General features: G+C 35.6%; 15 protein-coding genes. 7 read left to right on the forward strand and 8 right to left on the reverse strand.

The window, feature by feature from the left end:
- The first annotated feature begins 11 nt into the window (after positions 1-11).
- Positions 12-857: an aldo/keto reductase gene (locus ACPF9A_RS10270; protein ID WP_424004141.1), complete on the forward strand. Its 846-nt coding sequence runs from the start codon at positions 12-14 to the stop codon at positions 855-857.
- Between the two features lie 150 nt (positions 858-1,007).
- Positions 1,008-1,325: a hypothetical protein gene (locus tag ACPF9A_RS10275; protein ID WP_424004143.1), complete on the forward strand. Its 318-nt coding sequence runs from the start codon at positions 1,008-1,010 to the stop codon at positions 1,323-1,325.
- A gap of 95 nt (positions 1,326-1,420) precedes the next feature.
- Here the strand turns inward: ACPF9A_RS10275 and ACPF9A_RS10280 are convergent, their stop codons facing one another.
- Both ACPF9A_RS10280 and ACPF9A_RS10285 read right to left on the reverse strand, forming a co-directional pair.
- On the reverse strand, positions 1,421-1,933 hold the full coding sequence (locus tag ACPF9A_RS10280; protein ID WP_324024675.1) for an acyl-CoA thioesterase: 513 nt from the start codon (positions 1,931-1,933) through the stop codon (positions 1,421-1,423).
- Between the two features lie 60 nt (positions 1,934-1,993).
- A complete protein-coding gene (locus ACPF9A_RS10285; RefSeq protein WP_424004145.1) occupies positions 1,994-2,959 on the reverse strand; it encodes an SPOR domain-containing protein in 966 nt (321 codons plus the stop codon).
- A 92-nt stretch (positions 2,960-3,051) separates the two neighbouring features.
- Between ACPF9A_RS10285 and dprA the strand changes: the two genes are divergently transcribed.
- Complete coding sequence (gene dprA / locus ACPF9A_RS10290; RefSeq protein ID WP_424004147.1) at positions 3,052-4,170, forward strand: DNA-processing protein DprA; 1,119 nt, start codon at positions 3,052-3,054, stop codon at positions 4,168-4,170.
- A gap of 181 nt (positions 4,171-4,351) precedes the next feature.
- On the opposite strand, the gene trpS is transcribed toward dprA, so the two are convergent.
- Positions 4,352-5,320, reverse strand: a complete 969-nt coding sequence (gene trpS, locus ACPF9A_RS10295) for a tryptophan--tRNA ligase (protein ID WP_424004149.1) — start codon at positions 5,318-5,320, stop codon at positions 4,352-4,354.
- Between the two features lie 70 nt (positions 5,321-5,390).
- Here trpS and ACPF9A_RS10300 point away from each other — a divergent pair, with 70 nt between their 5' ends.
- Positions 5,391-6,125, forward strand: a complete 735-nt coding sequence (locus tag ACPF9A_RS10300) for a lysophospholipid acyltransferase family protein (protein WP_424004151.1) — start codon at positions 5,391-5,393, stop codon at positions 6,123-6,125.
- Here the strand turns inward: ACPF9A_RS10300 and ACPF9A_RS10305 are convergent, their stop codons facing one another.
- The 5 genes from ACPF9A_RS10305 to recA all read right to left on the reverse strand — a co-directional run bounded on the left by ACPF9A_RS10305 (position 6,126) and on the right by recA (position 10,441).
- Positions 6,126-6,377: a hypothetical protein gene (locus ACPF9A_RS10305; RefSeq protein ID WP_424004153.1), complete on the reverse strand. Its 252-nt coding sequence runs from the start codon at positions 6,375-6,377 to the stop codon at positions 6,126-6,128.
- Positions 6,378-6,688: 311 nt separating this feature from the next.
- Positions 6,689-8,200, reverse strand: coding sequence for an outer membrane beta-barrel protein (locus ACPF9A_RS10310; RefSeq protein ID WP_424004155.1), 1,512 nt, complete (start codon positions 8,198-8,200; stop codon positions 6,689-6,691).
- 31 nt (positions 8,201-8,231) lie between these two features.
- Complete coding sequence (locus ACPF9A_RS10315; RefSeq protein WP_424004157.1) at positions 8,232-8,798, reverse strand: RNA polymerase sigma factor; 567 nt, start codon at positions 8,796-8,798, stop codon at positions 8,232-8,234.
- Positions 8,799-8,813: 15 nt separating this feature from the next.
- Entirely contained in the window at positions 8,814-9,239 is a 426-nt protein-coding gene (locus ACPF9A_RS10320; protein ID WP_424004159.1) for a hypothetical protein, read from the reverse strand.
- Positions 9,240-9,433: 194 nt separating this feature from the next.
- Entirely contained in the window at positions 9,434-10,441 is a 1,008-nt protein-coding gene (gene recA / locus ACPF9A_RS10325) for a recombinase RecA (RefSeq protein WP_424004161.1), read from the reverse strand.
- A gap of 363 nt (positions 10,442-10,804) precedes the next feature.
- On the opposite strand from recA, the gene ACPF9A_RS10330 reads away from it, so the two are divergent.
- From ACPF9A_RS10330 to ACPF9A_RS10340, 3 genes are all read left to right on the forward strand, one after another.
- Complete coding sequence (locus ACPF9A_RS10330; RefSeq protein ID WP_424004163.1) at positions 10,805-11,836, forward strand: rhodanese-related sulfurtransferase; 1,032 nt, start codon at positions 10,805-10,807, stop codon at positions 11,834-11,836.
- Positions 11,837-12,079: 243 nt separating this feature from the next.
- On the forward strand, positions 12,080-13,267 hold the full coding sequence (locus ACPF9A_RS10335; protein ID WP_424004165.1) for a PSP1 domain-containing protein: 1,188 nt from the start codon (positions 12,080-12,082) through the stop codon (positions 13,265-13,267).
- Positions 13,260-13,745 (forward strand): gliding motility lipoprotein GldH, encoded by a 486-nt coding sequence (locus ACPF9A_RS10340; RefSeq protein ID WP_424004167.1) that lies wholly within the window; start codon positions 13,260-13,262, stop codon positions 13,743-13,745. The genes ACPF9A_RS10335 and ACPF9A_RS10340 overlap by 8 nt, the downstream gene beginning before the upstream one ends.

Below are 13,745 nucleotides of genomic sequence, written 5' to 3' on the forward strand. Positions count from 1 at the left end.
AAGATAATCTTATGAAAAACCTACCGGTTATTACAGATATTAAAGGAAGTTTTGAACTCCGTAACGGAGTTAAAATGCCGTATTTGGGTTTAGGAACGTATCAATCAGATAATGAAAAAGAAGTTGTAGAGGCGATTAAAAGCGCAATTCAATTAGGGTATCGTCATATTGATACTGCAGCGGTTTATAAGAACGAAGAGGGTGTAGGTAAAGGTATTCGTGAAAGCGGAATAGATAGAAATGACATTTTTTTGGTAACCAAAGTTTGGAATGCTGACCAAGGATATGATGAAACACTGAAAGCTTTTGACGCAAGTTTAGAACGTTTAGGTGTCGACTATATAGATTTATACCTTATTCATTGGCCAGTTGCTGGTAAATACAAAGAAACTTGGAGAGCTTTAGAACATCTATATGCTCAAAAGAAAATTAGGGCTATAGGAGTTAGTAATTTTCTAAAACATCATTTAGAAGATCTGATGAGCCAATGTAAGGTGGTGCCTATGGTCAACCAAATGGAATTTCATCCGTACTTAGTGCAGCAAAATCTTATTGATTTTTGTACTTCGAACGGAATTCAATACGAGTCTTGGTCTCCTTTTATGCAGGGTAAGGTTTTTGAGTTGGATATTTGTTCCGACTTAGCCAAAAAGTACAATAAGAGTGTAGCACAGATTATTCTGCGTTATAATCTTCAAAAAGGTGTTGTTGCTATCCCGAAATCGGTTCATGCCAAACGAATAGCATCTAATGCCGATATATTTGATTTTGAGTTGTCAAATGATGATATTATCTTTTTAGACGGATTGGAAACAGGAGAACGCTCTGGTCCCGATCCTGATAACTTTAATTTTTAGTAGGTAATTTTGTCAATCTTATTTTTCTGATATTCAAATAATATGATTTCTTTAATTCTTCGTTATCATATTGATTTTCATTATATTATGTAAGTGTGTGTGCCATTTTTTGCCGAATTTTACTGTATTAACCAGTAAAATAGAGCCATTATGCACAATACAATTGCGTTGAATTCCGAGTCCACACAAAATGAACTAGCGAAGAATACTACTCTTAAATCACCAAGTTTTAATCTAAAATGGTCTCTTAAACCAATAGTCGTTTATGTTACATTTTTAGCTACATGTTTGACTTTAGCCTACGGCGGATTAGCTGTTTATTCTATCGCCTTTTTCATAATTGGAAGCATTGGTTTGGCGGCACTTTATATTTGGAATAATGCAAACGAAATGAAAATGGACCTATCTTTTAAAGTTGATATAGAACAGTCGGAATTGGAAAAGGATTTGTACCGAGAAGTGGTTTAGTAGAATTACAAATTAGATATGCTAAAATATAGACAGACCTCTTGGCTCACATATAAAAAAGAATAAGAAATCGATTAGTATTTTGGTAAACTAATTTACTTCGTAAACAATGCCTTAAGTTCGGTAGCATTATCAGGTGTCATTTTACCTGCCAATACTAAACTCAATTGTTTTCTACGTAATGCACCTTCAAAACGGGTAATCTCTAGGGGAGTTTCAGGCGTTAATTCAGGTACTTCAGTTGGTGTACCTGTTTCATCAACGGCAACAAAGGTATAAATAGCTTCATTTGCCTTAGTACTCTTACCGCTGTAGCGGTCTTCTATCCAAACATCTATGTAGACCTCCATAGAGGTGTTGTATGCTCTAGAAACGGCTGCTTCGACAGTAACAACACTACCAAGTGGTATTGCCAAGTTAAAAGCTACGTGGTTAACAGATGCAGTTACGGTAATTCTGCGGCTATGTCTACCGGCAGCAATACTGGCTGCGCGATCCATACGGGCCAATAATTCGCCGCCAAATAAATTTTGAAGTGCGTTGGTTTCACTTGGGAGAACCAAATCGGTCATTGTGGTACGAGATGCTGCAGGAGTCTTTGCTTCCATTAATTAGAAATTTTGCGCAAAGATACGGGCATCAAGGGTACTTATAAAATGTGTGTAGGTTTATTTTTCGGTTAATAACCAAGCATCTTTAGACTGCGTACGTTTAATTTCACGTAAAGCATTCAAAGCATCGTTTGCATTGGTATAACTATCAAAAGTTACCATGTGTAGACCGTAAGCATTCGTGCCATAATAACCGGCATTAAATCCGTTAGCCTTAAGCTGCTCGATTTTTCTATCGGCATTATCTCTAACTCTAAAGGCACCCGCAACAATAAAATGTGTTGATGCGCCTTTGCTAACTGATGGTTTTGAAGTTGTAGTGGCTTCAACAGTAACTGTGGGTAATTCTAATGGCGATAAGTCAAAGAAGGTAGCTTCTTGTATTTGTTTGTTTACAAACTCTTCAGCATCTTGTCTAGCAACTTGCTCGTTTGTATTTTTTTGTTGGTATGCACGGTAACCCGTAACGCCAGTAGAAAATGCCAACATTAGAATAGCCGCATATTTTAAATAAGGTCTAAAACCTCTATTTTCTCTACGTTCAGGACTAATTACGAACGGTATTTTTTCTTCTATTTGTACAACTTCTTCCTTTAATATCTCTCTAATTACAGGTATAGAGTTGAAATTCGAAAGTCCGAAAGATGAGGTTAAATAGTTTGTTTCATTTGCAGGTTGAAACAATATTTTATCTTCATGGTTTCTAGCTAAAGAACCAATATGTTTTAGGTGTAAAGATGTTTCTTGGATCAAAACCTTTTGCCAAGTTTTTACTTGGTTTTCAATTTCAACCAATGCCGTTTCATAAGAAACTTTCTCTGCATTTGACACATAAGAAACCAAAAGCCCATCGTTAGAGATCAGCTGTCTATTGAAAACAATAGATTTATTTGGCGCGCTAAACGTATTGGTAACCACGTTTATTTTGGCAGAATTTTTTTGGGTAAGGAATGCTCCAAATCCTGGTACAACAACACAGTTGTACCTATAAAGTAAATCGCTTATATAGTGTTCTAAAACCATCTGATTACAAATATGAAGAAAATAAAGAGGTATAAAAACTCCTTTCGTAACTTTTTATTAACATATTTTTTTCGCTTATTTGCGAACTAGAAATGAAAACTACACAACATACTGCTGATGAACTTGTTGCAATACTACGGTTACAACATGTTCCAAATATTGGAGATATCCTCGCGAAGAAATTAATTTCTCATTGTGGGAGTCCATCCGCGATTTTCGAAGACAAAAAGCAAAATCTACTGAAAATCGATGGCATCGGTACTCATACGATCAAACATTTATTTGACTTAGAACATTTAGAAGCTGCCGAAGCAGAATATAATTATGTACTCAAAAACGATATTAGCTGCACCTATTTTCTAGATGAAGATTATCCTAAGTATTTAAAGCATTGTATTGACGGACCTATTCTTTTATTTCAGAAAGGAAATATTGATTTGCAGAATCGTAAATTGATCAGCGTAGTCGGTACCCGTAATATTACGAGCTACGGCATGGCTTTTTGTGAGCAGTTTATTGAGGAAATAGCTCCGTTAGATCCAGTCATAATTAGTGGTTTTGCATACGGAGTAGATATTTGTATTCAGCGGGAAGCTATAAAACACGGATTGCAAACCGTAGGATGCTTGGCACACGGACTAAATCAAATTTACCCAAAGGTACATGCCAAATATCAAGCTGATGTTTTAAAGAATGGCGGCTTCTACACCGAATTCTGGAGTACTAGTAACCCTGAACGCGAAAACTTTTTAAAACGAAACCGAATAATTGCCGGTGTAAGTGAAGCTACAGTGGTAGTAGAATCTGCTGAAAAGGGCGGAAGCCTTGTAACTGCTGATATTGCGAATAGTTATAATAGAGATGTTTTTGCTGTACCTGGTAGAACAACTGATAAATATAGCTTGGGCTGTAATAATCTAATTAAGCAGCAAAAAGCACATGTAATGACATCGGCGGCAGATTTAATTTATTTGTTAGATTGGGATATAGCTGAAAAACAGAATAAGAATATTCAGAGACAGCTTTTTATTGAACTAGATGAAGTCGAACAAAATATTTACACCTACCTACAAAATAACGGCAAGCAAATTTTAGATAGTATAGCGTTAGATTGTAAACTACCTATTTATAGAACATCTTCTACCTTATTGAATATGGAAATGAAAGGTGTAATAAGGCCTTTGCCTGGAAAATTGTTTGAGGCAATCTGATATTTTTACAAACCACTCGGTTTGTTTTTTAAATATTCGAAGAGTAGAATTAACCAAGCAATCCTTTTGTCGATAAAATTCCATTCCAAATCGGGAAACTTGACACGAACTCATTTGTAATTAAAACAAAAAACCGACCACTAGGTCGGTTTTTGATATTTGTGGTATTTAAGGCTAGAAATTAATAACCCAGCTTTTCACGAACTCTTCCCAGTACTCCGTCCGCTACTTTTCTTGCTTTTTCCGCACCCAGATCTAATGCATCATCAAGTTCTTTTAAATTATTCATATAGTATTCAAACTTCTCACGAGGCTCTATAAACTTATTAACAATAACTTCATAAAGTGCTTGTTTGGCATGACCGTAACCATAATTTCCGGCTAAATAGTTAGCGCTCATTTCTTCAATTTGAGGCTGGCTAGCTAGAATTTTATATAAAGCGAATACATTATCATTGGTAGGGTCTTTTGGATCTTCCATAGGTGTACTATCCGTTTGTATTCCCATAATCTGTTTGCGTAATTGTTTATCCGTCTGAAAAAGACTGATTAAATTACCCTTACTCTTGCTCATTTTAGCACCATCGGTACCTGGTATGTACATCGTTTCTTCTTGAACCTTGCCCTCTGGTAAAACAAAAGTTTCACCTAATTGTGCATGAAAACGAGAAGCAACATCGCGCGTCATTTCAATATGTTGCATTTGATCTTTACCTACAGGTACAATATTGGCATCATATAATAGAATATCTGCAGCCATTAACATAGGGTAGGTAAAGAGTCCGGCATTTACATCCTCTAACCTATCAGCTTTATCTTTAAAAGAATGTGCAAGGGTTAATCGTTGGTACGGAAAAAAGCAGCTTAGGTACCAAGCTAGTTCTGCCGTTTGCGGTACATCGCTCTGTCTATAAAAAACGGTATTTTCAATATCCAATCCAAAGGCAAGCCAAGTTGCGGCAACAGCATAGGTGTTATGACGCAATTCTGCGCCATTTTTTATCTGTGTTAACGAATGCATATCTGCAATAAAAAGAAAAGATTCGTTAGCAGGATTATTTGCCATTTCTATTGCTGGCTTAATCGCTCCTAGAATATTTCCTAAATGCGGAGTTCCGGTACTTTGTATGCCTGTTAAAATTCTTGCCATTTTCTTTTTTCTAAAAAAGCAAAGGTAAAACAAATACAAAAAAACTATCGTAAATAACTACTTTTGATTTATGCTTAAATTGGTTAAACACGCCGGTCAAACTATATACCGAATTTGGTTTTATGTTCTCGTGGCTATTCCTATTCTACTCTTTTTTCCATTACTGGTAATTTTTGCTTCGCGTGAAACCTGGTATCCACAGTTTTTCTGGATGGCTAGAAACCTCTGGGCTAGATTTATACTATATGGTATGTTTTGTTTCCCGAAAGTAACCTACGAGCAACGTTTGGTGAAAAAGAAGAGCTATATGTTGGTGGCTAACCATACGAGTATGCTTGATATTATGCTGATGCTAGTGGTAAGTAGAAACCCATTTGTATTCGTGGGTAAGAAAGAGTTGGCTAAAATACCTTTATTCGGATTCTTTTATAAACGTGTGTGTATCATGGTAGATAGAGATAACACCCAAAGTAGAACTGGTGTGTATAGAAGAGCGCAAAAGAGATTACAGCAAGGCTTGAGTATTTGTATTTTTCCTGAAGGTGGTGTGCCCGAAGAACATGTGGTTTTAGATACGTTTAAAGATGGTGCCTTTAAAATGGCCATTTCTCATAAAATACCAGTGGTTCCCATAACTTTTTTTGATAATAAAAAACGGTTTTCTTTTACGTTTTTGAGTGGAGGACCTGGTAAATGTAGGGCTAGAGTTCATTCTTTTGTAGAGACGCATTCCACACGGCCAGAAGAAACGGCAGAGCTAAGAACAAGCGTTAGAGAAACGATACTTAGCGATTTAACCAAATAGCTAGAACCTGTAACCAAGGTTAATACCACCTTTACCGATAATGGTAAAACTTCGATCGTTTTTAAATAGATTGCGACCAATGCCTGCATCTATTTCGACGATAAAACCTCTTTTAGTAAGTAGTTTAACACCTGAGCCGATACCTAAGGCAAAATCGACAACATTTTCTTGGTATCCAGAATTGGAATAATAAGAATCTGTTGGTTCGTCGTAATAAGAGTCATAGATGTAATCATCAACAGAATTTAACATGCCAAATGCTTCCACGAAGAAACCTGAGGCATATTTTTTTCCAAAATATTGACGGTAGTACGGCGATACATAATTGTTGACATCGAGATTCTCATCATCATAAGTATAAAGTACATCAATACCTACAGCAGACTCTTCATTTAGTAAATATTGATAATCTAACTCAATGGCGCCTAAGATTAAAAAGAGGCCGTTAAGCTTTAATTCATGATGTTCTTCTGAAGTATAATTTCATCATCTACATCTTGAGAGTAGATAGAAATGCTGAAAAGGCAAATACAGCTTAAGATGTACTTTTTCATAGGTATGATTTAAAATTGAAATGTGAGTCCGCTATAAACCCCTACAGAATAGGGTCTAAAAGTACCGTTTACATCAGAAAAGGTGTTCAGTTGATATTTAAAAATCGGTTCTACATTAAATCGAACTTTTTGTGAAAAGTTATAATTTATACCAAGCCCCATGTTCGCGCTAAAGTTTAGGTCGTTAATATTATTGGCTTCGCCGATTTCAGTGGTCAACTCACCAGAAGTCAAAGAAACTGCGTTGTCAATTAAAAATAAAGAACTGACACCGCCAATAAGGTTTACTCCGAATTTTTTGTCGATCAGTGCGTAATTTAATTCTACTGGTAATTCTATATAACCAAATTGTTGCGACATAAAGCCTTCTCTTGTCGGACTTTTTGCTGTAACATCTAAAGCAGAACTTATGGTACTGAATTTGTCTGATGCAACTACTTTACTCGAAATGGTAAGTGTGTTAGATGTTTCTGCATAATCAATAGTGCTTAATTGACTATTGGTAGATGCCAAAGCTGAGGAAGATGAAAAAGCAACATCTTCTGTATCATACCCGTAATCTACTTTATTGATGCCTGAGCGTATGGTCAGCTTTTTAGTTACGGCATAAGCTACAGAGACTCCGTAACTCATATTAACGTTTCCTGATTTCGCATTCGGACTGAAAATGGAATTTACTGGGGAGCCTTCACCAAGCGCATTAAAATAAACGGGGGCAACATTTGGGCCAGCAGACCATCTATTATTAGCAACTTTTTCCTCTTTAAGCTCTTCTTGATTTTCAATTTCTTCAAAAATAGATTTTTTAGCTGTTTCAGCGTTTTCTAGCGTTTCGTCAGTATTTGTATTTTGAGCAATAGCAGTTTCATTAGTCAATTCGGTCGAACCTAATTTTTCAAAAGAATTGCTTGATTGCATTGTGCTGTTTTCATCATTAACATTAACATCAGTATGTAATGTGTTTTTAGAGCTTTTTTCTTTTAAAGCAATGCTTTCAGCTAGTAATGCACCATTTGTAGTTGACTTACTTGGCGAAATCGGTTTTTTGTTATCAGCGACCGAGTTTTGGTTTTTACCGATGTAATTATCACGTTTTTTGGCTGATGGTTTAATTATGTTGCTTGATTTCTGCTGTGTTGTTTCTGTATTGTTTTCAACAATGTTAACGCTATTTTTTATGGAAATTTCTTGTTCAGCAACTTGATTTTTGTTGATGTCTATCGAATCAATAAAAATTTCATTTTCATTATTCGGTTGAATATCAATGTTGGGTTTTGATTCATTTTCAGTGTCTACCAATATTTCGTTCGATGGTTGGCTATCGGAAAACGGATTAATTACCAATAAGCCAATGGCTATTGCAGCCGCTATACCACCTAGTGACCACCAAATAGGGATCACCCGCTTTTTTTTCTTTTTGTTCAATGACGCATCAATCGCCCGCCAGACTTTATTGTCTGGGTTTTGTTTGAAGTCCGAGAGCTTGTCTCGAAAAAGGTCGTCTATATTTTTCTTATGCATCTAGTACTGTTTCTGTTTATAACCGTTCAGATTATAAAAAGTATGTTGATATTATAATTAAGACACTTACAATTGATTGTGTCATCTTAGTTTCTATTTTCTCTTTTAATAATGCGCGTGCCCTAGCAAGATTAGATTTTGAGGTACCGATAGTGGTACCTAGTATTTCACTAATTTCTTTATGCGTGTGCCCATCCATTACATATAGGTTGAATGTAGCACGGTATTTATTCGGTAATTCTTGTATGTAACTTAAAAGCGATTGTAAACTGATATCGGCATAAGCATTATCAACCGTAACTTCTTCTTCTGTATTTTCTGTAACTACGTTTAAATACTCTTCTTTTCTATATTTTTGTAACGCAGTATTTATGGTAATTCTTTTCATCCAACCTTCAAAAGAACCTTTATTTTTAAACTGACCTATTTTATCATAAATGGTCATAAAGCTGTCGTGCAAGGTATCTTCTGCCTGAGACTTAGATTTAGAGTACTTTAAACATATGCCATAAAGAGTTGTGGCATAGGCTCTATATAATAGTTCCTGTGCTTTACGGTCTCCTTTTTTGCAATTATGAATGAGCTCTTCTAGACTCACAAATGGTTGGTTGTTTTAAGGGTTGTTTACTGGAACGACAATTTCTAAATATTCTGCCTCTCCGTCACTATTATCGCCGGTATAAAATTTAAATGTATAGGGTTCTGTATAAATTACCTGAAAGTTAAATGACGCTGTCTCTTGAATTAATTCTTCCATACAATCATCAATATCTGTTCGTACTGTCCCAATGGCAACAACACTTCTCGTGGTCAGGGAATCTTTAACAACATCAAAACCTTCGTAGTATGTGCAACTATCAGGCTTTAGGTAATTTACAGTAATCTTATAGGTCTCATTAAGAACAAAAGATTCTGGTACTTCTGCATCCACAATTTCCAATGCAGTAAAATGGAAATTGGCGCCATCATCATCAATAGAACAACCATTGCATAAAAATGCCAAGACCAAGGTCAATAACATTAACTTATTTCTCATCATACAACTATTTTGTAATAAGATGAAAAGGAAGTAAAATGGTTGCGTTAACTCATTTGTGTTTGCTAGATACTCTTTAATTTAATACTCCGAGGCTTGCACACCATGAGCGGTCAAGCCTCGAAATTTTAATTTGTTTCTCTTAAGAATACCTCGTGTGCCTACTCAAACACAATTTATTACTATAACAGCTGAACTTAAGCAGTTAAGGCCTTAATGGCTTCTCTAATTTTGCCATCTAATTCTTCAAATAATTCAGGGTTATCTAAAAGTAGGCTTTTGACGGCATCACGACCTTGACCTAATTTAGTGTCGCCATAGCTAAACCATGAACCACTCTTTTTTACTATTTCGTATTCAACACCTAAGTCGATAACCTCACCAACTTTAGAAATACCTTCGCCATACATAATATCAAATTCTGTAGTACGAAAAGGTGGTGCTACTTTATTCTTTACAACCTTAACTCGGGTCTTGTTACCTTGAACATTACCATCTGTATCTTTTATTTGTGTAGATCTTCTAATATCTAAACGAACAGATGCATAAAATTTAAGGGCATTACCACCTGTAGTAGTTTCTGGGTTACCGAACATTACACCAATTTTTTCACGTAATTGGTTAATGAAAATAACGGTACAGTTTGTTTTACTGATAGAACCTGTTAATTTTCTAAGTGCCTGAGACATTAAACGTGCATGAAGACCCATTTTAGAATCTCCCATTTCTCCTTCAATTTCACTTTTAGGTGTCAATGCCGCAACTGAATCTATTACTACAATATCAATTGCTCCAGAACGTATTAAGTTATCTGCAATCTCTAAGCCTTGCTCGCCGTTATCTGGTTGAGATATAATTAAGTTGTCAATATCTACACCCAATTTTTGAGCGTAAAAACGGTCAAAAGCATGCTCAGCATCAATAAATGCTGCAATACCACCATTTTTTTGTGCTTCTGCAATTGCGTGTAAAGTCAAGGTTGTTTTACCTGAAGATTCTGGTCCGTAAATTTCAATTACACGACCTCTTGGGTAACCACCTACGCCTAAGGCAATATCTAAACCTAATGAGCCAGAAGGTATCACTTCAACATCTGCAACAACCTTATCGCCCATTTTCATTACAGCGCCCTTACCGTAGGTCTTATCCATCTTGTCAAGGGTTAATTGTAATGCTTTTAATTTTGCTTCTTTTTCAGAACCCATTTTCTATTTTTTTTGGATAGCTAAATTACCAAATCTTTTTTGAATTGAATAATATTGAATCGAATACGCAACCATTTTAGGCAATTACTATCTTTTATAAAATAGAACGTACTTAATTGGTTATATATCGCTGTTTTAGTGTCGGCGGTTATAGGTGGCTATATCCTTTTTGTATTCTTTAAGAATGCTATGAAAAAGTATTAAAATGGAATAGTCGATAAAAGAGTCTTGTGGTCCACATGGCTCTTTTTTAGATTATAATGTGGTTAACGGTAATAAAATAGGCGCATTTTCATTATTTTTGTCCTTCGAAATTTTTCTATAAACCTTCTGTCATTGGCAGACTTAAATTATTAGTATAGCATGCAACTGTACAATACGTTAAGTGCAATAGAAAGAGCAGCTTTAATTGAAGAAGCGGGTAAGGAACGCCTTACTATCTCTTTCTATACCTATGCACACATTGGTAATACCAACATTTTTAGAAATCACCTTTTCATTAACTGGAACGATATGGATGTTCTTGGGCGAATATACGTTGCTCACGAGGGTATAAATGCCCAACTTTCTGTGCCAGCAGAAAATTTTCAAGTATTCAAAGAACATTTAGATAGTATTTCTTTTCTTGAGAATGTGCGCTTGAATATTGCTATTGAGCAAGACAATCTTTCTTTTTTGAAATTAAAAGTTAAGGTGCGACACAAAATAGTAGCCGACGGTTTAGAAGATAATTCTTTTGACGTTACCAATAAAGGAATTCACGTGGGCGCAGAACAGTTCAATGAACTTATTGAAGATCCAGATACGGTTCTCGTAGATATGCGAAACCATTATGAAAGTGAAATCGGACATTTTAAGAACGCGGTTACACCAGATGTTGATACATTTCGCGATTCATTAGATATTATTGAACGCGATTTGGCGGATCACAAGAAAGATAAAAAATTGGTAATGTATTGCACAGGCGGAATACGTTGCGAAAAAGCGAGTGCCTATTACAAACATAAAGGTTTTGAGCAGGTGTATCAGCTAGAAGGCGGAATTATTGAATACACCCGACAAGTAGAGAAAAATAATCTTGAAAATAAATTCAAGGGTAAGAATTTTGTTTTTGACCATAGAAGGGGAGAACGTATTAGCGATGATGTAATTGCCAATTGCCACCAATGTGGCGAAGCTTGCGATGAACATGTAAATTGTGCCAACGAAGCTTGTCATTTATTATTTATTCAATGCCCATCTTGTGCAGAAAAAATGAATAATTGTTGTTCAGATGCCTGTAAAGAGGTTCATGAATTACCTTTTGAAGAGCAAAAAGTACTCAGAAAAGGCAAGGTTGTAAGTAATAAGATATTTAAAAAAGGAAGATCAGAAGTGCTAAAGTTTAAAAAGTAGGCTTTCTTACTTAGTTAGGCTTAAGTCATTAAATAATACGATACTCTATAAAAAGATAGCGTTTTTCGCTGTCTTTTTATGTTTTTGAAAAGGTCTTGATTGATTGGCAAAGTCACTATTTAAAACCGACACCACTAATTTCACTTTTATTTCACATTAAAAAAACTGTATCTTTACCTATAAGTTTTTTATGAACCTTTTTTGGTGAATTTTATAAGATTCGACCAAACCAATATATATAATATGAGTTGTAGTAGTTGTTCTACCGGTAAGGATGGACAACCAAAGGGATGCAAGAATAACGGTACTTGCGGTACAGATGGTTGCAATAAACTGACAGTCTTTGACTGGCTTTCAAATATGTCGCTCCCTAATGGGGAACGACCATTCGATTTTGTTGAAGTACGATTTAAAAATAGTAGAAAAGAATTTTTTCAGAACACAGAGAATCTTTCACTTTCCATAGGCGATATTGTTGCCACACAAGCACAATCTGGTCATGACATTGGTATGGTCACATTAACAGGTGAGCTTGTACGCGTTCAGATGAAGCGAAAGAAAGAATCTTTCACTGATGTAGAAGCTCCGAAAGTTTACAGAAAAGCGAGTCAGAAAGACATAGATATTTGGCAAAAATGTAGAGATCGAGAAGATGAAATTAAGAAAAGAGCGCGTGAAATCGCTATTATCTTAAAGCTTCAAATGAAGATTTCTGATGTGGAGTTTCAAGGTGATGGATCAAAAGCTACGTTTTACTATACTGCCGATGAACGTGTAGATTTTCGTCAACTGATAAAAGATATGGCAAAGGCTTTCGGTATTCGTATCGAAATGCGCCAAATAGGATATCGTCAAGAAGCTCAGCGACTTGGTGGTATTGGTTCTTGCGGTAGAGAGTTATGTTGTTCAACATGGTTGACAGATTTTAGATCGGTAAGTACCTCGGCTGCACGTTACCAACAATTATCATTGAATCCGCAAAAACTTGCAGGTCAATGTGGTAAGCTAAAATGTTGTTTAAACTATGAGCTAGATGTCTATGTTGATGCTCTTAAAGATTTTCCTGCTCAAGACACAAAATTATTTACAGAAAAAGGACTCGCTTTTTGCCAGAAAACCGATATTTTTAAAGAAATGCTGTGGTTTTCCTATAAAGATAATCCTGCTAACTGGCATGTTCTTTCTAAGGATCAGGTAAACGAAATTATAGAGAAAAACAAAAAGAAAGAGAAGGTTGCTAGTTTAGAAATGTACGCCATGGAAATTGTCGTAGAAGAAAAAGTAGTGTTCGAAAATGTAGTTGGTCAAGACAGCTTAACACGTTTTGATAAACCAAAAGGTGCTGGTAACAACAATAAGAATGAGAATAGAAACCGGAACCGAAATAAGAACAAAAACAAAAATCGTAATAGGAATCAAAAGGATGCGTAGTATATCTTATTGTTTTTTGGCATTAGTACTTTTTGCTTCTTGTGACAGCAATATTATCAAAACCGAATACCGAACTTTAGAAGACGGTGTTTGGAACAAAGATAATGTTCTTGAGTTTTCACTTTCAAAAATGGATACTATTGCCGAGCACGATATCTTTATTAATGTTCGTAATGACAATACATTTCCTTATAGTAATTTGTTTATCATCGCTTCTTTAACTACTCCTGAAGGAGAGGTAACTAAAGACACCTTAGAATATGCCATGTCTGCACCCGATGGTACTTGGCTTGGAAAAGGGAATGGTAGTATTAAAGAAAATAAATTATGGTATAAAGAAAACATCGTTTTTTCATCTTCGGGCGTATATACTATAGAGGTATCACAAGCGATGCGTAAAAATGGTAATGTATCGGGCATAATTGGTCTCGAAGGCATTACAGATGTTGGCATAGAAGTAACAAAAAGCACCCCGTAA

It is taken from the genome of Maribacter sp. IgM3_T14_3, from assembly GCF_049603095.1.
Lineage (GTDB): Bacteria > Bacteroidota > Bacteroidia > Flavobacteriales > Flavobacteriaceae > Maribacter.

Coding starts and splice junctions, on each gene's coding strand:
- ACPF9A_RS10270 (WP_424004141.1), top strand. CDS start 12: ATGAAAAACCTACCGGTTATTACAGATATTAAAGGAAGTTTTGAACTC.
- ACPF9A_RS10275 (WP_424004143.1), top strand. CDS start 1,008: ATGCACAATACAATTGCGTTGAATTCCGAGTCCACACAAAATGAACTA.
- ACPF9A_RS10280 (WP_324024675.1), bottom strand. CDS start 1,933: ATGGAAGCAAAGACTCCTGCAGCATCTCGTACCACAATGACCGATTTG.
- ACPF9A_RS10285 (WP_424004145.1), bottom strand. CDS start 2,959: ATGGTTTTAGAACACTATATAAGCGATTTACTTTATAGGTACAACTGT.
- dprA (WP_424004147.1), top strand. CDS start 3,052: ATGAAAACTACACAACATACTGCTGATGAACTTGTTGCAATACTACGG.
- trpS (WP_424004149.1), bottom strand. CDS start 5,320: ATGGCAAGAATTTTAACAGGCATACAAAGTACCGGAACTCCGCATTTA.
- ACPF9A_RS10300 (WP_424004151.1), top strand. CDS start 5,391: ATGCTTAAATTGGTTAAACACGCCGGTCAAACTATATACCGAATTTGG.
- ACPF9A_RS10305 (WP_424004153.1), bottom strand. CDS start 6,377: ATGTTAAATTCTGTTGATGATTACATCTATGACTCTTATTACGACGAA.
- ACPF9A_RS10310 (WP_424004155.1), bottom strand. CDS start 8,200: ATGCATAAGAAAAATATAGACGACCTTTTTCGAGACAAGCTCTCGGAC.
- ACPF9A_RS10320 (WP_424004159.1), bottom strand. CDS start 9,239: ATGATGAGAAATAAGTTAATGTTATTGACCTTGGTCTTGGCATTTTTA.
- recA (WP_424004161.1), bottom strand. CDS start 10,441: ATGGGTTCTGAAAAAGAAGCAAAATTAAAAGCATTACAATTAACCCTT.
- ACPF9A_RS10330 (WP_424004163.1), top strand. CDS start 10,805: ATGCAACTGTACAATACGTTAAGTGCAATAGAAAGAGCAGCTTTAATT.
- ACPF9A_RS10335 (WP_424004165.1), top strand. CDS start 12,080: ATGAGTTGTAGTAGTTGTTCTACCGGTAAGGATGGACAACCAAAGGGA.
- ACPF9A_RS10340 (WP_424004167.1), top strand. CDS start 13,260: ATGCGTAGTATATCTTATTGTTTTTTGGCATTAGTACTTTTTGCTTCT.